Genomic DNA, 22,333 nt, shown 5'->3' with positions numbered 1-22,333 from the left:
AATGGATTTACTACAAAACATAGACAAGAATAACTTACCCAAACATTTGGCCATTATAATGGACGGAAATGGGCGATGGGCAAAACAACAAGGGTTATTGCGAGCTTTTGGACATGAGAGCGGAACAAAATCCGTGAAGATTATAATTGAAACTTGCGCAAGACTAGGTATAGCAAATCTAACCCTGTATGCATTCTCTACCGAGAATTGGAATAGACCTAAACTAGAAGTTGACACTTTAATGAAAATCTTAATCAAATCATTAAAGAAAGAACTTACAACATTACAAAGCAACAATATCAAATTGAATACGATAGGTAATCTCGAAAAGATGCCACAATCTGCTCAAAAGGAACTTCTTGATGTGATTGAAAAAACCAAGGACAACACTAAAATGACGTTGACCCTTGCATTGAGTTATGGATCAAGAGAAGAAATAATAAATGTTGTAAAAAACATCAGTAATAAAGTTAAAAATAATATAATTTCAATAGACTCTATTGACGATTCAATTATAAATGAGCATCTTTACACGCAAAATTTACCGGATGTAGATTTATTAATAAGAACAAGTGGAGAGCATAGGATAAGTAATTTTTTGTTGTGGCAAATAGCCTATGCAGAATTGTATTTTACTGATGTATTGTGGCCTGACTTTAAAGAACAGAATTTATATGAGGCTATTATTAGTTATCAAAAAAGAGAACGTAGATTTGGAAAAACAAGTGAACAAATTAAATAATTTTTTAGTGTTGAATAAAAGTATAAAAGCAGTCCTTACCCTTCTAATTTTGGGAAGTTTTTCACAAATTAAAGCTCAAGATAGAGTTCCTTTTGATCAAGGTAAAAAATACATCCTAGCCGACGTTGTTCTAACCAATAAGATCAGTTTCAATGACCAAACCGTAGTTACTTTTGCGGGGCTTGAAAGAGGTCAAGAAATCACAGTACCAGGAGAACAGATAAGTAATGCGATAAAAAAATTAGGTAAACTTGGTTTATTTGATGAGATTTCCTTTTATATAAACAGAATCCAAAACGACAGCATTTATCTTGATTTGGAGATTAATGAACTACCTAAATTAGGTAATGTAAAGTTTGTTGGAATTAAAAAAAATAAGACCGAGGCTTTAATCAAAGATAACGGACTAACCAAAAGCAAAGTAGTAAATGAAAACCTTATTACGACAACAAAAAATTACATAGAAAACAAATACAAAAAAGACGGTTATTACAACACTAAAGTAAACATAAACGTTGTAAAAGACACCTCAACAGTCAATCAAGTAAACATGGTTGTAAACGTTGATAAAGGAGAGAAAATAAAAATTGCTGCAATTGACTTTGTTGGTAATGAAAAACTATCTGACAAAACCTTACGTAAGGCAATGAAAGACACCAAGGAAAAAAGTTTTTTCCGCATATTGAAAGCTTCAAAATTTATAAAAGCAAAATACAAAACAGACTTAGAAAAAGTTATAGCATCCTACAAGGAAAAAGGATACAGAGATGCAAGAATCCTATCGGATTCGATTACCTATAACAAAGACAAAAACGCATTATCGATCAAGATAAATGTAGAGGAAGGAAATAAATACTATTTTGGAAACATTAAGTTTTTAGGAAATACCGTTTATTCAGATCAATTTTTAGGCAGAATATTAAGTGTCAAAAAAGGAGAAACCTACAATGGAGTACTTCTTGAAAAAAGAATTGCTGATAAATCAAAACCTGATGGAGAAGACATCACCAATTTATACCAAAACAACGGGTATTTATTCTCAACCATTAATGCAGTTGAAACAAAGACGGTAAATGACACGATTGATTTCGAGATAAGGGTAACTGAAGGTCCATTGGCATACTTCAATAAAATTACCGTTGTTGGAAACGACAAGACAAATGACCGTGTTATTTACAGAGAATTAAGAACAAAGCCAGGAGAAAAGTACAGTAAAGAATTATTGGTAAGAACAATTCGTGAAATTGGACAATTAGGATTTTTTGATCCTGAGGCCATAAATCCAGACTTTAAACATGTTGATGCTGCTGCAGGTACTGTAGATATCGAATACCAACTTGTAGAAAAAGGTTCTAGCCAGATTGAACTTCAAGGTGGTTATGGTGGAGGTGGTTTCATTGGTACATTAGGATTGTCATTTAACAATTTTTCAGCCAGAAACATGCTTAATAAAGATGCTTATAAACCCTTGCCAATGGGAGACGGTCAAAAAGTATCGTTAAGATTACAAGGTAGCACCTATTTCCAAACATATAGCGTATCATTTTCAGAACCTTGGTTCGGACAAAAGAAACCAGTACAGTTTAGCTCTTCTATATCGTATAGCAAGCAGTTTTTGAATAATTACATCACTCAAAAAGTAGACAAAGAAAAAAGCTTTAATATATTAACTTTATCTGTTGGCTTAGCCAAAAGATTGACAGTGCCGGATGATTATTTTGTATTGTCTCAGTCTGTAAGTTACCAACATTATGATTTGAACAACTATAACACGGGGTTGTTTACATTTGGAAACGGAGCTTCTAGAAATTTAGCATATACAGTTGGATTATCTAGAAGTAACAAAGGAGTTAATCCAATTTTCCCTACTTATGGTTCGGAGTTTAGCCTTTCTGCTAAATTGACTCCACCCTATTCACTATTGAATGGAATTGATTATGCTGCACTGGGAGACAAGGAAGAATATAAATTAAAAAACACTGTTGACAGATCAAATCAAGTTGACGCTAATGGCAATACTGTTAATATAGGTGACTACATTGATGCCGCAGGAAACAAAGTATTTACTTATCAAGATGCTGCCGCAGATCCTGCAAAAGTGGATCAAAAGAAATTTAATTGGTTAGAATATTATAAAATAAAATTTAAAGCAGATTGGTATACAAAAGTTTATGGTAAATTAGTACTGCGAACGTTAACCGAATTTGGTTTCTTAGGCGCGTATAATCAGGACAGAGGAGTAGTTCCTTTTGAAAGATTCTATGTGGGAGGAGATGGATTAGCCAATTACTCGATGGATGGAAGAGAAACCATACAGCTGAGAGGTTACCCAAACAACTCATTAACACCAATAAATAGCGCAGGAGAACAAATTGGAGCAACAGTATACAATAAGTTTTCATTAGAAATGCGTTATCCAATAACATTGAAAGCATCGGCATCTATATATGCATTGGCATTTTTGGAAGCAGGTTCTTCATATGAGAATTTTAAAAGTTATAACCCGTTTGCATTGAATAGATCAGCAGGTGTTGGATTACGTGTATTTATGCCAGCATTTGGGTTACTAGGAATCGATTTTGCAAAAGGTTTTGACGCACTTCCAGGAGAAACAAAACCAAATGGATGGGAAACCCATTTCATTATTGGTCAACAATTTTAAGAGAATGTATTAAGATTTTCTAATACCAAAAGCTATGAGAAAACATTTTTTAATTCTGATTCTAGCATTGATTGTGGCGAACACTGTTCAATCACAAACTAGAGGGACAAAAATAGGCTATATTGACATGGAGTACATTTTACAAAATGTGCCCAACTATACAGAAGCCAGTGTCCAATTAGAGCAAAAAGCACAAAAATGGAAACAAGAAATTGAATCCAAGAAAATCGAAATTGACAAAATAAAAGAGGCTCTTAAGGCAGAAAAGGCTTTATTGACCAAAGGACTTATCGAGGAAAGAGAGATGGAAATCAAGTTTCTTGAAAACGAGATGTTAGATTTTCAGCAAAAAAGGTTTGGAGCAAATGGGGATTTGATGATACAGAAATCCTTGTTGGTAAAACCAATCCAAGATCAAGTTTTTACTGCAGTGCAAGATATTGCTGAAGCAAAAAAATATGATTTCATATTCGACAAATCATCTGATTTAACGATGCTCTTTTCAGCAAAGAGGTTTGACATTAGCGATCAGGTTTTGCGGGTTTTGAACAGAGCCGAAAAAAGGGAGCAGCTGACAAAAAAACAACTTGAAGCCGAAGAGGCCAAAGAAAGCAAAGAAGATGCACTGGATGAAAATCCAGCTATGGCGGAACGACAAAAAGCATTAGATGACAAGAAAATTGCAAGAGATCAAATCATCGCTGACCGAAAATTAGCCCAAGAGGCAAAGAAAAAGGAATTCGAAGAAAGACGACAAAAAATAATTGCTGATAGAGAAGCTAAAAAAAATGGCACGATTTCTGCCTCTACTAAAACAGAAGACAAGAAAGAGAACATAACTGACGGTAAAGACACCGCAAAATCAGCTGTTGAAGAAGCTAAGCAAAATCAAATTGACGCGAGAACCAAAATATTGGAAGATCGCAAGAAAGTGATTGAAGACCGCAGAAAAGCAGTAGATGAAAGAAGATTAAGAACACTCGAGGTAAGAGATTCAATTAAAAAATCAAGAGAAGAACAAATTAAACTAAAACAATAATTAATTACTTAATATTTTAAAAACGATGAAACAAATCAAAACTTTATTAATTGCTGCATTATTCATTTTCGGAGCAAATCAAACTATTAACGCACAAGCTAAGACAGCACATGTTGATGTAAGTGAAATAATGGCAAAAATGCCTGCAATGCTAGATGCGCAAAAACAACTTGAGAAATTAAGCGGAACTTATGATTCCAATTACAAGCAAATGGTTGAAGAATACCAATCAAAATTAAAAAAGTACGAAGCTGAATCTGCAACTGTTACTGATGCAATAAACGGTGATCGTTCTAAAGAAGTTCAAGACATGCAAAAAAGAATTGTAGACTTTAGAGACAATGCTCAAAAAGAACTACAACAAAAAGAATCTGATATCGTAAAACCATTAATGGAAAAAGTTAGAGCTTCTATCCAGAAAGTTGGAAAAGCTAAAGGTTTCCAATATGTATTAGACGGTTCAACTCTTTTACTTGCTGACGGTCCAAACTTGACTGCTGATGTAAAAAAAGACTTAGGTTTCTAGTAGATAAAAATCACTATAAAATTTAAAAACCGCTCATCCAAAATTAAGGATCGAGCGGTTTTTTTGTGATATAATTATTTAGGATATATAAACAAGACAACTTAACTTTGTTTTAATGGACAATAATCAACCGATAGGTATTTTCGACTCAGGCATAGGAGGCACTTCAATTTGGAGAGAAATTCACCATCTTCTTCCTAATGAAAGAACAATATACCTAGCCGACAGCAAGAATGCTCCTTATGGGCAAAAATCCCAAAAAGAAATCATTGCTTTAAGCATGAAAAATACGGATTTATTGCTCGAAATGGGATGTAAACTAATTGTTGTTGCCTGCAACACAGCAACCACTAATGCTATTCGAGAATTAAGAGAAAAGTATGATGTTCCATTCATTGGTATTGAACCCGCCATCAAACCTGCAGTAGCCAATTCTAAGACACAAATCATAGGAATCCTTGCTACCCAAGGAACATTAAACAGCGAGCTATTTAACAAGACTGCTGAGATGTTTCATGATACGAAAATAGTGGAACAGGTAGGTCATGGATTAGTACAATTAATTGAGAGCGGTAATATGAATTCCCCAGAGATGGAAAAACTACTACACTCCTATTTAACTCCGATGATTGAAGCCAATATCGATTACTTAGTATTGGGTTGCAGCCACTATCCTTATCTTATCCCCCAAATAAAAAAAATACTTCCGGACCATATCCAAATTATTGATTCAGGTCGAGCAGTGGCTAAACAAACAAAAAATGTATTGAAGGAACGAGTGGGACTTTCATCAACTACTTCAAACGAAGCTATTTTTTACACCAACACCAATCCAAAAGTACTTCAGGAAATTCTAGAGAATAAATTCCTCGTTATTGAAAAAGATTTTTGATCTACTCAAATTTCCTTTTGACAAACCAGATACCATCTAAGCTTATATTAAGAGACAATTTGTGATAATTCTCCTTGACTAGCCCATTACTTATACTACCCTTTTGACCATAAGAATAAGTCCCATTAAGCGCTGAAAAAGCTTTATTCTCCACAGGTAATAAAACTCCAACAGATAAAGAGAAGTTGTTAATTCTTTTATTGTCGATTTCTAAAAAACCAGAATCATAATTTATTCCTGTACCATATTGTATTCTGTCAAAATAGGTTCTGACACACTTGGTTTTGTTAGATAAAAAAACCGTGGCAAATTTATCTTGATTAACATAGCTACCGTAAATATCAGATTGATTTGTACCATTCCACAAACTCTTTTTATAGTCCAAAGTAAAATTTAATTATTTATATTTTGTTCCAAAATTACTCCTGCATAAAAAACACGGGGACTTTTTAGCAATAGTACTTTTGATAATTACTTTTTTTGCGATTATAAGGACAGTCCATTTCATTCCTAATTTCATAGGAACGATAGCTCCCAAAGTTCATGATACAACGGGACATCAAATAACAAGAGTAATACCTTTTCGTAGAAAAGCTCCCTTTTTTCAAAAAAGTCTCTTCTTCTGTTTTTTATGTATTTATAATAGCGGTCAGTACAATCATAAAAGCATTATCGGATTATGATAAAGAGCAAAATCAACTTACTGCTGAACCCATAGAACCGCCTCACAACTGAACTATTTGAGGAAACAAACAAACAAACCCATATTTCCTATTCAATGCACTCAATAGTATTTATTCATTAGCCTACAAAAAATCATATCTGGTACCAGATGCTATAGTAACCTTATCAGAAATGATGCGCTATATACTTTATGAAACTGACAATAAAACTGTATTTCTTGGAAAGGAGATAAACTATATCAAAAATTATATTGAGCTCCAAAAATTACGATTGAACAACATTGAGAATATTTTCATAAATATTCATGGAGAAACTAGAAATAAATATATGGAACCATTACTTTTAATTTCGTTCATTGAAAATGCCTTCAAATACGGAACGGACTACAAAGGAGTCGCCTATGTGAAAATCAAAATAACTATCACCGATGCTATTTTAGACTTTTAGACAGAAAAAAATAAAAACTATATTAAGGACCCTAAATATTCTGGAATTGGATTAACAAACATACAAAACAGACTCGATCTTCTCTATCCAAATACGCATCAGCTTACAATAGCTGAAACCGAAGACAGCTACAACGTACATTTAAATTTGATTCTTTATCAAACTCAAGGAAAAACTAACTAAAGAATCAGAATTCAAATTTATAATAGAAAATATTAAATATGCTGAAATGTGTTATTATAGATGATGAACCATTGGTTGTTGATTTAATCAAAGAGTTAGTTAGCAAAATAGATTCTCTTAACCTCGTTAACACTTTTAACAACGCTATTGATAAAAAACCACTTATCATTTCCACCACCGCCTATTCTGACTATGCTGTAGAAGGATTTAACCTTGGCGCAGTAGACTATTTGGTAAAACCAATCCCTTTTCACAGATTTCTAAAATCAGTAATCAGAGCCCAATAAATTTTTAGTCCTCAAAATGTAACGGCACCTACAAATTGAATTACAAGCCCTGAAATTGAACAATATTTTATGTTTGTTATAGCTGAATATGAAAATGTAAAATTGAACTTTGCAGACATTTTATATATTGAAGGATTGAAATATTATGTCAAAATATATACAACTGACTCTAAATACACGTTAACTTTAATTAGTTTAATAAAGCTAGAAAACTTACTTTCATCGAAAGGATTTGCTAGAGTACATCGCTCTTATATCATCAATATAAAACACGTAAAATCCATTCAAAAAAATAAGGCCGTAATTGCAGACGACAGAATTCCTATCAGTGAAAGTTATAAGAACTCATCCTTTGAAAAGATCAATTTGTAGTTTTTGCTTTTTAGTAGCGTATATTATTCCTCGTCTTTAAACCAACTAGAATACATCACATAATTATCTGATATTCTTGCAATTTCACCAGCAAAATTTGACTGATCAATGTCTTTTACTTTTTTAGCAGGAACTCCTGCCCAAATTGATCCAGACTCCACAACGGTATTTTGAGTTATTACTGCTCCAGCCGCAACGATAGAATTGCTTTGGATTATACAGTTATCCATAACTATGGAACCCATACCTATCAAAACATTATCGTGAATGGTACAGCCATGAACAATCGCATTGTGGCCTATCGACACGTTATTCCCTATGATAGTAGGATGTTTTTTATAGGTACAATGTATTACAGCCCCATCTTGAATATTTACCTTATTCCCAATTTTAATAAAATTAACATCACCTCTTATTACTGTATTAAACCAAACACTACAAGAATCTCCAAAATATACATCTCCTACAATTGTTGCGTTTTCGGCTACGTAACAATCTTTCGGTATTACGGGCGTTTTCCCGTTGACAGACTTTATTAACATTAAAGTATATAATTAGAATTAATTAATTGCGGGACATTTACATTCGTATTTTACAGGCTTACAGAACAAATTAACACCTAATGTAATTTGATGATAACCACCAGTATCAAACTTAACCGGGCCTGTTACATGTGAATACGTATAGGCAAACATAAAATTCTTGAAATTCACCCCTACAATAGGAGTAATGTATTGAAGTTTTTGTTTAGAAACCCCGTTCCCGTCAGTATATTCAGCGCCATCAAAACTTCTTCTATAGGAAAGAGCTCCCCATAGTTGTCCAAAGTCTAAATTCTTGTATGCTTTCATATTCAAATCGATAGACTTTTCTTTGGTCTTACCAACAAGTTGAAACAGTATCGATGGTTCCAATAATATGCGGTCACTATCACCATAAACATAACCAGCACTCAATAGATATTTCCTTAAATTATCACTTTCATATTCTGTATAGATATCCCTTCTCGTTTCAATTGCATTTTTCACAGTACCATGCACATAAAAGTCTAAATAATTATAAGACGCTCCAAAATCTACATTGAAATAAGAGTCCTTTTGAACCACAGTCCCATCAATAATTGGGTCAAAATCACCAGATTGTAAAAAACTTGTCTCGTCTAACTGACTCTGGATTAAACCACCACTTATTCCAAATGATAATTGATTTAAATCAATTTCATCCCTAGAAAACATAAGATGATAAGCATAGGTCAATTTGACTCCCTTTTGAGAATGATACCCATTTTTATCGTTAAACAAAATGATTCCTGCTCCAGCTTTTTCAGACACCCTTCCATTAAAACTAATCGTCTGTAGTTCTGGCGCATCTTCTTGGCCAAACCACTGTTTTCTTGAGGTGAGCCTAATTTTAGCGCAATTTGCGGCACCAGCCATCGAAGGATGTATCAAATAATAGTTATCTGATAAATAATCTGAATAAACAGGTATTCCCTCTTGGGAAAAAGAGTAAGATGTTATGAAAAAAAGTACTAATAAAATTTTAATTTTTATATACATTGAAATACTATTATTTAAAATTAAACAGTAGCGCAGAAGAAAAGATCCATAGAAATTCATCTAAACAACTAAAATAAAGTTAATTTATTCATTATTATATCAAATATAGTTATTCGTGCAAAATAACTTTGCTAAATTTGTAAAAATTTACAAAAGTTATGACAAAAGTTACCATAAAAGAAACGCAAAACCCAACTATATTAAAATTTGAATTCGAAGATTTTATAACTCAAAATGAAAGTTATGAGTTCAAAAATATAGACGAGGCAAAAGCATCTCCCCTAGCACAGCAATTATTTTATTTACCATTTGTAAAAACGGTTTACATTTCAGGAAATTTTATAGCTATTGAAAAATATAGCATTGTGGAATGGGACGACGTGAAAGATGCAGTTGCAGAACAAATTGACACTTTCGTAAACAATGGAGGGACAATAATCACAATCGAGGAGAACAAAACTAAAAAACAGCCTGTAACAGTCTATGGCGAAACAACGCCAAATCCTGCTGCTTTAAAATTTGTCGTTAGCCGCATGCTAACTAAAAACGCAATAGAGTTTAAAAACATTGACCAAACCGCTCCTTCACCGTTGGCAAAAGAATTGTTTAAATTTTCATATGTAAAAGAAGTATTCATTGATGAGAATTATATTTCCGTTACTAAATACGAAGTGAATAATTGGGAAGAGATTACATTAGAGTTAAGAAGCTTCATCAAACAGTACATCGAAAACGGAGGAATTGTTCTTGACGAAAGTGTTGTTCTAGCCAAAGAGAATAAAGAAAAAAACAAAAATGAGGATTTTGACAAATTAGATGTCACCTCCCAACAAATCATCAATATCTTAGAAGAATATGTAAAACCTGCTGTGGCAGCTGATGGTGGTAACATTATTTTTGACTCCTACAACGAGAGCGATAAAGTAGTAAAAGTAGTTCTTCAAGGCGCTTGTAGTGGCTGCCCCTCATCTACATTTACTTTAAAATCCGGTATTGAAAATATGCTAAAAAGCATGTTAAACGATGATAAAATCCAAGTAGAAGCAGTAAATGGATAACCGATAAAACATCATTAAAAAAACAATACCCTTCTTGTTTACAGCGTATTATGATTTTATTAACCTCAACTTGAATATAATTGAAAAAATTTTAGTTAAATTTATGTTTAACTAAAAAAAATAGAAATTATGTCAGTATTAAAAGTTATTGAATTACTTTCCAGTTCAAATAGTGGCTGGGAAGATGCAACTCAAAAAGCAATTACTAAAGCATCAAAATCTGTAAAAAACATACGATCTGTATATGTAAAAGACCAAAGTGCTGCGGTAAGTGACGGTAAGATAATGGAATATAGAGTAACTCTTAAAGTAACATTTGAACTTGAATAACTCTATCTTAAAAAGACAAAAAGCGTTTCTTATGAAACGCTTTTTTTATAATACATACTCTCGACCTTAAATTACGACACACAAAACTAATTTATAGTAATTCATTTATTGTCAGCAAACTATTACTAATTAATGACGCAATCGTAAAGAAAAAAAAGCTTATTCCTCTATCCTAATTTAACACAAACACCACATGGGACTATCATCATTTTTTAAAAGTTTATTTGGCTCTGCCAAAGAAGCTGCAAATGAATTGGCTGATAAAGCCGAGTCGCTTTAATCAGAAGTAAAAGAAGCTGTTAGCGCTTACTCATAAAAAGCGAGCGATGCCTTAGGGGACGTAATCAAAAAAGTGAAAGAAAACACTTCCAATAAAAAGACAAATAAAATAGAAGAGGACTACCAATTAATCTATAAAAAAAAAATTAATTTGTAATTTTACAGTATAAACTTGAACCTTCCCTAATAGAGGTTTTTTTTATTACTCAAAAAATGACCTTAAGCCAAGACTATGTTGCTGATTACGCCAGCACTTTTGTGAAAAATTTAATTGAATATTCCCCAAAATTAATCTCTGCATTCCTGATTTTATTTATTGGCCTTTATGCCATTGGGCTGATCAATAGGTTAATTAGAAAAGTAATGATCAAAAGGGATTTAGACCCAACATTAACCAATTTTTTGGCTGACATCTTACTATGGGTTTTGAGAGTGCTTTTATTTGTTACGTTTATCTCAAAGCTCGGCATTGAAACTTCATCGTTTGTGGCTATTCTAGGAGCTATGGGACTTGCTGTGGGATTGTCCCTCCAAGGATCACTCTCAAATTTTGCTGGCGGTATGCTGATTATTCTCTTTAAGCCCTTTAAAGTAGGACACCTAATCGAAGCCCAAGGAGAATTAGCAACAGTTACTGAAATACAAATCTTTGTAACCAAATTAACAACCGCAAACAATCAGACAGTATTCATCCCAAATGGAATCTTATCTAACGGTACGATCACTAATTACTCTTTACAAAAATACCGAAGAGCCGATCTGACGTTTTCAATTTCATATGATTCAAACATTAAAAAAGCCAAAGATTTAATAATGGAGGTATTAAACAACAATCCAAAAGTACTTCAAACTCCTAAACCAGAGGTTTTCGTAAAAAATCTTACGGATAGTGCTATTCAGTTAGCTGTTAGACCTTGGGCGAACAACGAAGATTTTGGCGCTGTTTTCACAGAAACATTAGAAAACTGCAAAGCTGCTTTTGATACTGCTGGTATAGTAATACAACCTTATGTTAAAGAATTCTCAGCTACCACTACCTAATAGCGAAAACCCAATATATCGTATTATTGTTTTTTTGAAGTAGTTATCAAAAAATCCTTTAAATAAAAAGGTTCAAAATAGGCGACATCAACGATGTCGTTTTTTTTATATTTTTCATAGCTAAGCACACTCATTTCCTTTGCCGAAGGATATTTAATTTCGTCAAGGAAGACAAAATTTTCTTTTGTCAAAACAGCTTTACACTTCTCAGCACAATCTCCTACAAAATAAATTGTGTCCTGAAGGTTTTCGAATGAATCCTCATTGATAATTTCGGCTTGTACCTCTCTTAATTTTTCAAATTCTGTATTAAAAATAGCGCTGTATACTTCCATTCTGCGGGCGTCAATCATTGGAACAATCAATCCGTTGGAAATTGTTACTTGTGAAGCCAACACTTTCAATGTGTCAACTGCAATTAACGGAAGGTCTAATGCGAAGCACAATCCCTTAGCCGCTGACACACCAATGCGTAGCCCTGTATAAGAGCCAGGGCCCTGACTCACCGCAATCGCTGACAAATCTTTATAAGTTATTCCTGCTTCTTTTAAACTTGCCTCTATAAAAACGTGCAATCTTTCTGCATGAGAATATCCTTCTTCTGCAATTTCTTTGCAAATTATGGTCTTACCCGCTTTAGCAATAGAAACAGAACAGTTTTTAGTAGAGGTCTCGATGTTGAGAATATAATTCAATCTTAAGTGTTTGTGATATTAATTTGAGTGCTTTTTAGAATTATGATCCAAATCAGCCTCCAGCTTTATTTTTTTGGTTTATCGGTTTTTTCAGAAACTAGGTCTCCCGAGTTTAGCTCTTTAGCAACAGTGGTATACGGACCCGTTATTACAACATCTCCGATTTTCAGACCGCTCAGCACTTCGATATTGGCATCGTCCTGAATTCCTGTCTTAATAACTCTAATTTTAGCTTTGTCACCCACTTTTACAAAAACACATTCGAATTTTTTATCGCTTTTAGGAGCTGCATTTTTTTCATCTGTATCCTCTGGTATTTTGATTTCTTTAACTGCAGCAGTGTCCGCTTTTACAACTACCGAACTAATCGGCACAGTCAAAACATTTTTCTTTGTTTTGGTTATAATATCAACCGTTGCAGTCATTCCCGGTCTAAATGGAGAATAAGCAGCTGGTTTACCTACCAATAAATCTTCATACGATTCTTTCAAGATTCTTATTTTCACCTTAAAGTTGGTTACCTGATCGGAAGTCAGTGTACTACTTGCCGAATTAGAAATACTAGTAACAACTCCTTTGAATTGTTTTTTCAAATAAGCATCAACTTCAACTTTAGCAAAATCGCCTTCTTTTATTTTAACAATATCATTCTCATTCACATCCACTTCAACTTCCATGTTATTCAAGTTGGCAACTCTCAAAATCTCAGTTCCAGTCATTTGCTGTGTACCCAGTACTCGTTCACCTAACTCAACATTCAACACAGAGATTGTACCATCAGCTGGTGCATAAATAATTGTTCTCCCTAAGTTATCCTTAGCTTCACTTACCGAGGCAGAAGCACTTTGTACATTAAAATAAGCAGTTTGTTTAGTCGCTTTTGCTACTTCAAAAGAAGCGATTGATTTATCCCAATCCGCTTTAGAAATTATTCCTTTTTGGAATAAAGTTTTATTCCTATCGTAACTTGACTTAGCCTCTTTAAACTGAGCATCAGCTTGGGTTAACCCCGCTTTTGAACCAGATAAACCGGCAACAGTTCTATTTAAACTTGAAGTATATAAATCGGGGTTTATCTTAACTAACAAATCTCCCTTCTTTACAACTTGACCTTCTTTTACAGGCAACGAAATAATTTCACCAGAAACCATTGAAGAAATTTTAACTTCAATTTCGGGTTGTATTTTCCCGGTCGCCGAAACCGTTTCCACGATCTTTGAAGCGTTAACCGTGGCTATCTCCACTTCTTTTCCCTCATCTTTATTTCCAATAACTCCCGTTTTTGAAAGTACTATCAACAATGCGATTAATGCAACAGCACTACCTATTAAGATATAAATTGTTTTCTTTGACATGTTTAATTAATTTTTAATGATAGGGATTCCAAAATAGAATTCTAATATTTTAATCTTGAATATATAATCGTACTTAGATCTTAGGACTTCTGATTGTGCATTAGAGAGTAGGGTTTGAGATTGATTTAAATCAAAAGAATTCATCAAACCAACATCAAATTTATCTTTGGCATAAGAATACGATGCTTGTCTAGACTCCAAAGCAATGAGGGCTGACTCGTGAGACTTTAATGCTCCTTTAGCATCAGCAAATGCAGTATAGACATTTCTTTGCAAATCTAAACTTTGTTGTTCTAATGCAATTTTAGATTTTTCTAAACTTACCTTGGAACGCTCTACGTTGTTTCTCGTCGAAAATCCATTGAAAATTGGAATACTCAATTGTGCTCCAAAAGACTGTCCTTTATTATTACTAAACTGATCAAAGAACGGCGGCGCAGATTGCACCCCTATAATTGCTCCATTACCATCTCTTAAAGCAGTATCCGCATAAGAAATACGCGTATTGAAATTATAAAAACCTTGCAAAGTAGGCTGAAAACCCCCTTTTGCAATAGCCACATTTTTCTCTGCAATTTCTAAATTAGTTTGTGCAATTTTCAGTTCGGTTCTACCTTCTTTCGCTTTATCATAAATTGCAGTAGGTTCTTGAGCTAAAATATTGTTTTCGTCATTTACCATAGTATCATCGACTACATCAAAATTTTCAAAACTACCAAGCTGTAATAACTGTGCTAAACTTAATTTAGAAATCAACAATGAATTTTCGGCAGTTATAATTTTCTGATTATCTGATGCCAAAGTAGCTTTAATATCTAATAGATCTCCCCTTGGAATTGTCCCAGCGTTCACCAACTCTTGCGAACGAGACAATTGCTTTTCATTAATACTCATTTGTTCATTCTGCACTTTCAGATTCTCTTTATTAAAAAGCACCTGCAAAAAAGCATTAGCCACATTAAGCGCAATATCTTCTTGCATTTTTGTCAACTGATATTGTGCTGCTATTATAGAGAGTTTAGCCTTTCTAAGAGTATTTTGGTTCTGTAATCCTTTATAAATATCAACACCTACGCTTGCTCCAGTAGACGTAAATTGCGTCGTTTTGTTTTGCAAAAGTCCAGTGGTAATATCTTGATTCAAACCAACGTTCCAGGAATGGCTTGCATTAGCATTTAATGAAGGCAAAAAATTACCAATTGCACCCTTTTTATCAATCAGTGCCGACTCCGTATCGAGCTCGGTTTGTTTGATCGAAATATTATTGTCTAATGCATATTTCACGCATTCCTCCAATGTCCATTTTTTAGTTTGGGCGTGTGACGACAAACTAAAAGCAAAGAGTAAAACTAAGGGTATCCAACTATTTTTTTTCATATATTTTGAATGGAAGTGTAACAAAGGTACTACACAAATTTAACATTTATCTATTAACTGAAATTCTTTTAAGAGGTTTTTTTATTATTTAGAATCAGGAGTTTTCAATCCTTGATTCCAAATTTTAATTTTATCCGAAGCACTAATTCCACTTTTAATTTCGACATAAATCCCATCGCTAACACCTAAAACAAGATTTTTTCTAACAAACTTTTGGGAACCAGTTTCTACTTCAACATAAGGCAATTGAGTTTTTTTATCAAATTGAATTAACGCTTCTTTCAAAGCCAAAACTTTATCTGCTTTTTCAAGAATAATAGAAGCGTTAGCACTTAATCCTGCTCTGATAAAAGTATCATCCCTATTTTCTAAAGAAGCTTTAATCTCAAATTGGATTGCTCCGTTTTCCGTCACTCCTTTTGGAGCTATATATTGTAAAACAGCATCAAATTTTTTATTTTCAATGGCTCCAACAGTAATTTCGATAGGCAACTTTTCTTTGATTTTCCCAACTTCTGATTCATCAATTTTACCCACAAATATCATTCTGCCTACATCAGCAACACTAGCAATAGTCGTCCCTTCATTAAAGTTATTACTTTCGATAACCTGATTCCCTACTTTCACAGGAACATCAAGCACCATTCCGTTTACGGTAGAACGAATCAAAGTATTAGCATAACCACCAAGTCCTGATGTCGTTCCGGTTTTAATAATATCTAAACTTCTTCTAGCTGCATTATAATTTTGCTTTGCACTATTATAAGCTAATTGTGCTGCATCATAATCATTAGCAGAAATAACTCCTTTATCAAATAAAGTTTTTTGTCTTTGATGCTGTTTTTCTTGATTATCTAATTCAATTTTAGCGGACTGCAATTGATTTTGTGAATTACTTAAATTAGACACATTAGCGACCACCTTAATTTTAGCAATCAAATCCCCCGCTTTAACGTTTTGTCCCGCTTTGATGTATACTACCTCAATAATTCCAGAAATATTAGGCTTTATCAACACCTCTTCGTCTGGCACAATATTACCGGTAGCTATCGTATTCTTAACAATTGTTTTAATTTCAGCCTTATCTGTTTTAAAAACAACTGGAGCTTCCTGATTTTTTGCATACAAATAATACAATGCTCCAAAAAAGACTAGGGCGATAAAAATTAAAATAGTTATAGTTCCTCCTTTTTTCATTTTGATTTTGATTTAATCGATTATTTTTTGATTGATAATTTATTCTGTTCGCAATGCGTCTACTGGCTTGATATTTATTGCAGTTTGCGCCGGAATATATCCCGCCAGCAAACCGGAACCTACTAATATAAATAAGGCGATAAAAACTACTGTTAGATCAACACTTGGGTCGGCAAACATCATTCCTTCGCTTGGCATTGTATCTAACACTATATTAATAACTGCGACCACTCCAGTTGCCATTGCAATACCAAACATCCCTGCGATAATTGTTAAAAAAATAGCCTCTAATAGAATTTGAGAACGTATTGCTGCTGGCGTAGCCCCTAATGCTCTTCGAATACCTATCTCTTTAGTCCTTTCTTTTACTACAATTAACATGATATTAGAAATTCCAATTACTCCAGAAAGCAATACCAATGTCCCTACGAAATAAGCTATAAATCTTAAAATCATGAATAAACCTTGAATCTTGCTGAACTCTTGGTATAAATCAAAATTTCCAATAGCTCTATCGTCATCTGGATGTATCGAATGTCTGGATTTTATGAAATCTAAAATTTGCGGTTTTAGTTCTGTAATTGAAGCATTATCATTTGCCGTTAATGCCATCCACCCAACTGTATCCCCATAATTGAATGCCTGCTGAAAAGTAGAGAACGGAATAAATATATTTTTTTGAGCAGATTGAGCATCGCCATTATTTCTGGATTTTGAATTATAAACACCCACCACCATAAAATTTACGCCATTTACTTTTATATAAGTTCCTATAACCTCTTCAGCTCTTTCATACAATTCACTAATCACCCCACGTCCTATAATAGCAACCTTGCGTTTCAAAGTAATATCTTGCTGATTCACAAATCGCCCATTAACAATTTCCATTTGCTCTTGCTTAACCAACTCTGGATAATCTCCAAAAATAGTATAAGAACCTGTTTTTGTTCCTCTAATAACATTGCTAGCTTCATTATGCCCTCCTAATTGATTTCGTGGAGAAACATAAAGAAGATCCGGGAAATTTTCCTTTAACGCAATTACGTCATTGTTCTTAAAACTATATTGTCTTGTTTTAGGAAGCCCTTTATACGGTTTAGATGTAGTTTGACTCCACATAAACATGGTATTTGTCGCAATTCCATCAAAACCCTTTTTAACTCCATTTTCTAAACCTTTCCCAGCTGCTAATAAAATCACTAAAATAAATATCCCCCAGAACACCCCAAAAGCGGTTAAAACCGTTCGGAAGGTATTTGCCGTAAGGGCCTCTAAAATTTCAATCCATCTATCTCTATCAAACATAGTTATTCGTCTCTAAGTGCTACAATCGGTTTAATACTTGCTGCCCTATAAGCTGGAAAAAAACCTGCCAAAGCTCCTGCAAACACGAGCAAAATTAAAGTGGTTAACGCCACACCAAAATTCACCTCTGGATTCAAAAAATAATCACTTTTGACCATTGGTCCTACCAATTCTAGCAATAGCAAACTTGACAAAAGCCCTATAAAACCTGAAATAGTAGTTATAAAAATAGATTCATGCAAAATCATAACTACAATAGAGAAAGGCGAAGCTCCAAGTGCTTTTCTGATTCCAATTTCTTTTGTTCTTTCTTTTACAATAATCATCATAATATTACTCACCCCAACAACTCCCGCAATTATGGTACAAATCCCAACCCACCAAAAAAATAATCGGATATATAAGTTTAAATCATAAAATTGCTTGACGTTTTCAATGGTACTGTTTATACCAATACCGCTCAAATCATCTGGTGCAACTGTATTTTTCCCTTTAAGTATTTGACTCACTTCTGTTGTGAATTGAACCGACTCCGCTAAAGCTTCTTCATAAGTATCTTTTTGATGAAGGGTAAAAGCTAAATTGCTAATCTTGTCTCCACCTACAAAAACCTTTTGCACGGTGCTTAATGGCAAATAAGCCCTAGACTCCTCTCGTTCACCGCCCGGATCCATAAAAACCCCAACCACCTTAAATTTAATATTGCTTATTGAAATTTCCTCCCCAATCGCATCTTTGTCTTTAAATAAATCCAATCGCAACTTTTCGCCAATAACGGCAACCTTTGTACTATTGATAATATCATTGACATTTACAAATCTCCCCTTGAGAATTGTAAGCCTTTCGATTGCTTGATGTTCGGGAGTTACCCCTTGATTATCATAGTTTCCAGTCTCCTTACCATAAACTATATTTGCATTCCAAAGCGCGTAGTTCGCGCTTTCTTTATCTATCTGTTTATCAAATTTTTGAACTGCGAGCTCATGGTCACTATTGTGTAACTGAATCTGCCTTCCAGGATTTAATCCTTTATATTCTTTTGTAGTAGTTCCTGCCCAAATCCAAATAACCCCTTCGGCATCATTTTCAAACTGTTTGGATATCCCATTTTCAAGTCCCTTTCCTACACCCAGCAGTATTACTAAAATAAAAATACCAGAAGCCACAGAAATTCCAGTGAGAAAGGTTCTCAGCTTATTCTTGGCTATAGCTTCAAATATTTCCTGCCATCGCTCCACATTAAACATACGCAGAAGCTCTTACTTGTTCTACCATTTTATCGTCAATAATTAATCCGTCTTTCAAAACAACATTCCTTTTACACATTGCTGCAATATCTGGCTCATGAGTAACAATTAATATTGTTTTTCCTTCGTCATTAATACCTTGAATCAATTCCATTACCTCATATGAGGTTTTTGTGTCTAAAGCACCTGTAGGTTCATCGGCCAATAATACTTTTGGATTTGATGCCAAAGCTCTCGCAATAGCAACACGTTGTTTTTGCCCTCCAGAAAGTTCTGAAGGCAAATGATGATAATGAGTTGCTAAGCCTACTTTTTCAAGGTAACTCATCGCAATTTCATAACGTTCTTTTCTTTTTACACCTTGATAGTACAATGGCATAGCCACATTATCTAAAGCACTTTTATAGTTGATTAAATTAAAAGATTGAAAAACAAAGCCTAAGAATTGATTGCGATATCTAGAAGCAATTGTTTCATTTAATTTTTTAATTGGAACATTATCCAATATATAATGTCCAGAGTCAGCTTCGTCAAGAATACCAAGAATATTCAATAGTGTCGACTTTCCAGAACCAGACGAACCCATAATAGCAACAAGTTCTCCCTCTTTGATATTAAAATTAATACCTTTTAAGACATGTAATTCAGAGCTTCCCATTTTATAGGATTTATGTAAGTCTTTAATTTCTATCATAATTTTTTTATATTTTAAAACAATAGTCTCTTCTAAAAAACAGAATAACCATTCACCCTAAAGCAGAATCGTAGCACAACATCTTAATTCATAAGACTTAATTACAAGATAATTGTTACAGTTTTTTAAAAAAAAATATTTCTTTTATTAATTTTACATCTTCAAAAAACATCAAAAAATGCTTAAACACATTGTGACCCTTAGTTTTCTTTGCTCTTTACTATTGGGCTGTTCCACTTCGCAAAAAATAAATACACTAAAACCAGAACCAGACGATGCAACTCCTTTGGTATACGAGAACAACCCTTCCTTTATAAACCTACCTATCAGCGTAAAACTGAAAGATATCCAGAACAAAACGAATTCGATATTGAATGGACTGATTTATGATGACAGCACTATCGAGGATGACGATATTGAAATTAAAATATGGAAACAGGCTCCTATTACAATCCAAAACAGCAATGGAACTTCTGGAGAAAAAATAGAAACCATCCTTCCTTTAAAGGCAATAATTAAATATAGAATTGGCTCAAAAACAATGGGAGTTGAACTCTACAATACTAGAGAATTTAATTTAAACGGCATAGTTACGTTAACAAGTGATATTGCTTTGAATAACTGGCAATTAAAAACAAAGACGGTTTTAAAGTCTTTAGACTGGAATCAAGCACCCACAATGTCCGTTTTTGGAAAAAATGTTCCCGTAACCTACCTTATCAACCCTGCAATAAAACTATTTAAATCTAAAATAGAAAAGAAAATAGATGAAGCAATTGCAAAATCCATGGACTTCAAGCCTAATGTCTTAGGAGCATTAGAGCAAATTTGCATTCCTTTTAAAATGAATGATGACTACGAGAGTTGGCTTAGAATCATACCTATAGAAATATACTCTACCGCTGCAAAATTAAAAGAGGATTCTTTTGTATTACAAATGGGAATGAAGTGCACGATGGAAACTTTAATAGGGCAACAACCAATAACCAAATTTGATGCCAATAAAATTATTTTGAAGTCTGTCTCAAAAATACCAAATCAAGTAAAGGCAAACATTGTAGCTGTTTCAAGTTACCATGAAGCTTCTAAAATAATGACAAAGAATTTCAGCGGCCAAGAGTTTGGATCAGGTGGAAAGAAAGTAAAAGTACAGAATGTCTCCATTTGGCATAAAGAGGGCAGAATTGTAATTGCCTTGGAATTATTGGGATCCGTTAACGGGACAATCTACCTCTCAGGTTTACCGCAGTACAATGACGAAAAAAAGGAAATCTACTTTGAAAAGTTAGAATACATATTGGACACAAAAAACAAACTTATGCGCACTGCTAACTGGCTTGCGCAGGGAATCATCTTAAGGAAGATTCAGGAAAATTGTCGCTATTCGATCCAATCGAATTTAAATGAAGGCAAGCAAACAATGCTAACCTACTTAAAAAATTATAATCCGATGCCTGGAGTTTTTGTAAACGGAAAAATGGAAGACATTGAATTCAAAAAAATCCAATTAACCAATAATGCCATTATTGCATTTATTGCAGTAAGCGGTGAAATTAACATTTCAATTGACGGCTTAAAACAATAGCACAAAGATTACACTGATTTCTTCTTTCTGTATAATCTATAAACAGCATAACCGATACCAGCTACTAAAACATAAGGAATCAACATCAAATACACAATTCCGTCATTTACTGCCTGCGCCTGAACTTTATTGCCTTCACCACCTAATGCCGCCCGACACATTGCGCATTGTGCACTTGCTGTAGCAGAAAAAACAAAGAGACATAAAGCGATTAAAGAAGCCTGTAGTTTACTTTTTTTAAACATAGTAAGGAGATATCATTAAATACACCACAACACCTGTGATGGCAACATATAGCCAAATAGGAAAGGTAATTTTGGCAATTTTTTTATGTTTATCGAATACTTGTGCCAATGCACGAACGTATGTTATTAAAACTAACGGTATAATTATGACAGATAAAAATATATGCGTTACCAAGATGAAATAGTACACATATTTAATAGCACCCTCTCCACCAAACCTTGTGGAATCAGAAGTCATATGATACGCTACATACATACCTAAAAACGCAATAGAACAACCAATAGCCATTTTCATCAAGTTTTCATGCAATTTTCGCTTGCCGTTTTTAATTGCTAATACGGCAGCGATTAACAGCACTGCTGTAACACCATTTATTGAAGCATAAATAGGAGGAAGAAAACTAAGTGGCTCCACCGCGAATCCCATTTTCTTTAAATTAACACTGAAAAGCAACACAACCACAATCGGAATTGTAACTGATAAAACAACAATCCATTTACTATATTTTTTTTCTAAACTTTGATCTTTCAT

24 protein-coding genes are annotated in these 22,333 nt (G+C 33.7%); 12 read left to right on the top strand and 12 right to left on the bottom strand.

From position 1 onward, the window contains the following. Position 1 precedes the first annotated feature (1 nt). The 5 genes from HJ01_RS06475 to murI all read left to right on the top strand — a co-directional run bounded on the left by HJ01_RS06475 (position 2) and on the right by murI (position 5,861). On the top strand, positions 2-742 hold the full coding sequence (locus tag HJ01_RS06475) for an isoprenyl transferase (protein WP_007137530.1): 741 nt from the start codon (positions 2-4) through the stop codon (positions 740-742). Further along, positions 675-3,404: an outer membrane protein assembly factor BamA gene (gene bamA, locus HJ01_RS06470; RefSeq protein ID WP_040473738.1), complete on the top strand. Its 2,730-nt coding sequence runs from the start codon at positions 675-677 to the stop codon at positions 3,402-3,404. Before HJ01_RS06475 ends, bamA begins: the two co-directional genes overlap by 68 nt. Positions 3,405-3,438: 34 nt before the next feature. Continuing rightward, entirely contained in the window at positions 3,439-4,443 is a 1,005-nt protein-coding gene (locus tag HJ01_RS06465; protein ID WP_007137528.1) for an OmpH family outer membrane protein, read from the top strand. A 25-nt stretch (positions 4,444-4,468) separates the two neighbouring features. After that, the gene (locus HJ01_RS06460) at positions 4,469-4,969 is read left to right on the top strand and encodes an OmpH family outer membrane protein (protein WP_007137527.1); all 501 of its coding nucleotides are present in this window, start codon (positions 4,469-4,471) and stop codon (positions 4,967-4,969) included. A 115-nt stretch (positions 4,970-5,084) separates the two neighbouring features. Continuing rightward, complete coding sequence (murI, locus tag HJ01_RS06455; RefSeq protein ID WP_007137526.1) at positions 5,085-5,861, top strand: glutamate racemase; 777 nt, start codon at positions 5,085-5,087, stop codon at positions 5,859-5,861. 1 nt (position 5,862) lies between these two features. Here the strand turns inward: murI and HJ01_RS06450 are convergent, their stop codons facing one another. Further along, positions 5,863-6,246, bottom strand: a complete 384-nt coding sequence (locus tag HJ01_RS06450) for a hypothetical protein (RefSeq protein WP_007137525.1) — start codon at positions 6,244-6,246, stop codon at positions 5,863-5,865. A 407-nt stretch (positions 6,247-6,653) separates the two neighbouring features. Here HJ01_RS06450 and HJ01_RS17865 point away from each other — a divergent pair, with 407 nt between their 5' ends. The 3 genes from HJ01_RS17865 (at position 6,654) to HJ01_RS18025 (ending at position 7,834) form a co-directional block, all read left to right on the top strand. Further along, positions 6,654-6,992 carry a histidine kinase gene (locus HJ01_RS17865; protein WP_238531075.1) on the top strand — a complete coding sequence of 113 codons (339 nt, stop codon included), beginning with the start codon at positions 6,654-6,656 and terminating at the stop codon, positions 6,990-6,992. A gap of 221 nt (positions 6,993-7,213) precedes the next feature. Further along, positions 7,214-7,462: a hypothetical protein gene (locus HJ01_RS18030; RefSeq protein ID WP_316928984.1), complete on the top strand. Its 249-nt coding sequence runs from the start codon at positions 7,214-7,216 to the stop codon at positions 7,460-7,462. 69 nt (positions 7,463-7,531) lie between these two features. After that, positions 7,532-7,834 carry a LytR/AlgR family response regulator transcription factor gene (locus HJ01_RS18025; protein ID WP_007137522.1) on the top strand — a complete coding sequence of 101 codons (303 nt, stop codon included), beginning with the start codon at positions 7,532-7,534 and terminating at the stop codon, positions 7,832-7,834. 23 nt (positions 7,835-7,857) lie between these two features. Here HJ01_RS18025 and HJ01_RS06435 read toward each other — a convergent pair whose 3' ends face one another. Both HJ01_RS06435 and HJ01_RS06430 read right to left on the bottom strand, forming a co-directional pair. Further along, positions 7,858-8,376, bottom strand: coding sequence for a gamma carbonic anhydrase family protein (locus HJ01_RS06435; protein WP_007137521.1), 519 nt, complete (start codon positions 8,374-8,376; stop codon positions 7,858-7,860). 18 nt (positions 8,377-8,394) lie between these two features. Continuing rightward, on the bottom strand, positions 8,395-9,393 hold the full coding sequence (locus tag HJ01_RS06430) for a type IX secretion system membrane protein PorP/SprF (protein WP_007137520.1): 999 nt from the start codon (positions 9,391-9,393) through the stop codon (positions 8,395-8,397). A 158-nt stretch (positions 9,394-9,551) separates the two neighbouring features. Here HJ01_RS06430 and HJ01_RS06425 point away from each other — a divergent pair, with 158 nt between their 5' ends. From HJ01_RS06425 to HJ01_RS06415, 3 genes are all read left to right on the top strand, one after another. Next, complete coding sequence (locus tag HJ01_RS06425) at positions 9,552-10,451, top strand: NifU family protein (protein WP_007137519.1); 900 nt, start codon at positions 9,552-9,554, stop codon at positions 10,449-10,451. Positions 10,452-10,580: 129 nt separating this feature from the next. Further along, positions 10,581-10,781, top strand: coding sequence for a dodecin family protein (locus tag HJ01_RS06420; protein WP_007137518.1), 201 nt, complete (start codon positions 10,581-10,583; stop codon positions 10,779-10,781). Between the two features lie 492 nt (positions 10,782-11,273). Beyond that, on the top strand, positions 11,274-12,101 hold the full coding sequence (locus tag HJ01_RS06415; protein ID WP_007137517.1) for a mechanosensitive ion channel family protein: 828 nt from the start codon (positions 11,274-11,276) through the stop codon (positions 12,099-12,101). A 23-nt stretch (positions 12,102-12,124) separates the two neighbouring features. Here HJ01_RS06415 and tsaB read toward each other — a convergent pair whose 3' ends face one another. The 7 genes from tsaB to HJ01_RS06380 all read right to left on the bottom strand — a co-directional run bounded on the left by tsaB (position 12,125) and on the right by HJ01_RS06380 (position 19,971). Beyond that, entirely contained in the window at positions 12,125-12,796 is a 672-nt protein-coding gene (gene tsaB / locus HJ01_RS06410) for a tRNA (adenosine(37)-N6)-threonylcarbamoyltransferase complex dimerization subunit type 1 TsaB (RefSeq protein ID WP_007137516.1), read from the bottom strand. Between the two features lie 65 nt (positions 12,797-12,861). Next, positions 12,862-14,151 carry an efflux RND transporter periplasmic adaptor subunit gene (locus HJ01_RS06405; RefSeq protein WP_007137515.1) on the bottom strand — a complete coding sequence of 430 codons (1,290 nt, stop codon included), beginning with the start codon at positions 14,149-14,151 and terminating at the stop codon, positions 12,862-12,864. Positions 14,152-14,157: 6 nt separating this feature from the next. Then, positions 14,158-15,528, bottom strand: coding sequence for a TolC family protein (locus HJ01_RS06400; RefSeq protein ID WP_007137514.1), 1,371 nt, complete (start codon positions 15,526-15,528; stop codon positions 14,158-14,160). 84 nt (positions 15,529-15,612) lie between these two features. Further along, positions 15,613-16,725 carry an efflux RND transporter periplasmic adaptor subunit gene (locus HJ01_RS06395; protein ID WP_007137513.1) on the bottom strand — a complete coding sequence of 371 codons (1,113 nt, stop codon included), beginning with the start codon at positions 16,723-16,725 and terminating at the stop codon, positions 15,613-15,615. A gap of 39 nt (positions 16,726-16,764) precedes the next feature. After that, a complete protein-coding gene (locus HJ01_RS06390) occupies positions 16,765-18,030 on the bottom strand; it encodes an ABC transporter permease (RefSeq protein ID WP_007137512.1) in 1,266 nt (421 codons plus the stop codon). A gap of 2 nt (positions 18,031-18,032) precedes the next feature. Next, positions 18,033-19,277 (bottom strand): ABC transporter permease, encoded by a 1,245-nt coding sequence (locus tag HJ01_RS06385; RefSeq protein ID WP_007137511.1) that lies wholly within the window; start codon positions 19,275-19,277, stop codon positions 18,033-18,035. Then, complete coding sequence (locus tag HJ01_RS06380; RefSeq protein ID WP_007137510.1) at positions 19,270-19,971, bottom strand: ABC transporter ATP-binding protein; 702 nt, start codon at positions 19,969-19,971, stop codon at positions 19,270-19,272. The genes HJ01_RS06385 and HJ01_RS06380 overlap by 8 nt, the downstream gene beginning before the upstream one ends. A gap of 178 nt (positions 19,972-20,149) precedes the next feature. Between HJ01_RS06380 and HJ01_RS06375 the strand changes: the two genes are divergently transcribed. Next, positions 20,150-21,556: a DUF4403 family protein gene (locus HJ01_RS06375; RefSeq protein ID WP_007137509.1), complete on the top strand. Its 1,407-nt coding sequence runs from the start codon at positions 20,150-20,152 to the stop codon at positions 21,554-21,556. An 8-nt stretch (positions 21,557-21,564) separates the two neighbouring features. On the opposite strand, the gene HJ01_RS06370 is transcribed toward HJ01_RS06375, so the two are convergent. After that, on the bottom strand, positions 21,565-21,801 hold the full coding sequence (locus tag HJ01_RS06370; RefSeq protein ID WP_007137508.1) for a hypothetical protein: 237 nt from the start codon (positions 21,799-21,801) through the stop codon (positions 21,565-21,567). After that, the gene (locus HJ01_RS06365; protein WP_007137507.1) at positions 21,794-22,333 is read right to left on the bottom strand and encodes a DUF420 domain-containing protein; all 540 of its coding nucleotides are present in this window, start codon (positions 22,331-22,333) and stop codon (positions 21,794-21,796) included. Before HJ01_RS06365 ends, HJ01_RS06370 begins: the two co-directional genes overlap by 8 nt.

It is taken from the genome of Flavobacterium frigoris PS1 (assembly GCF_000252125.1).
GTDB classification, from domain to species: Bacteria; Bacteroidota; Bacteroidia; order Flavobacteriales; family Flavobacteriaceae; genus Flavobacterium; species Flavobacterium frigoris_A.
Note: the sequence above shows the minus strand (reverse complement) of the source record. Positions and strands in the feature narration are given on the sequence as shown.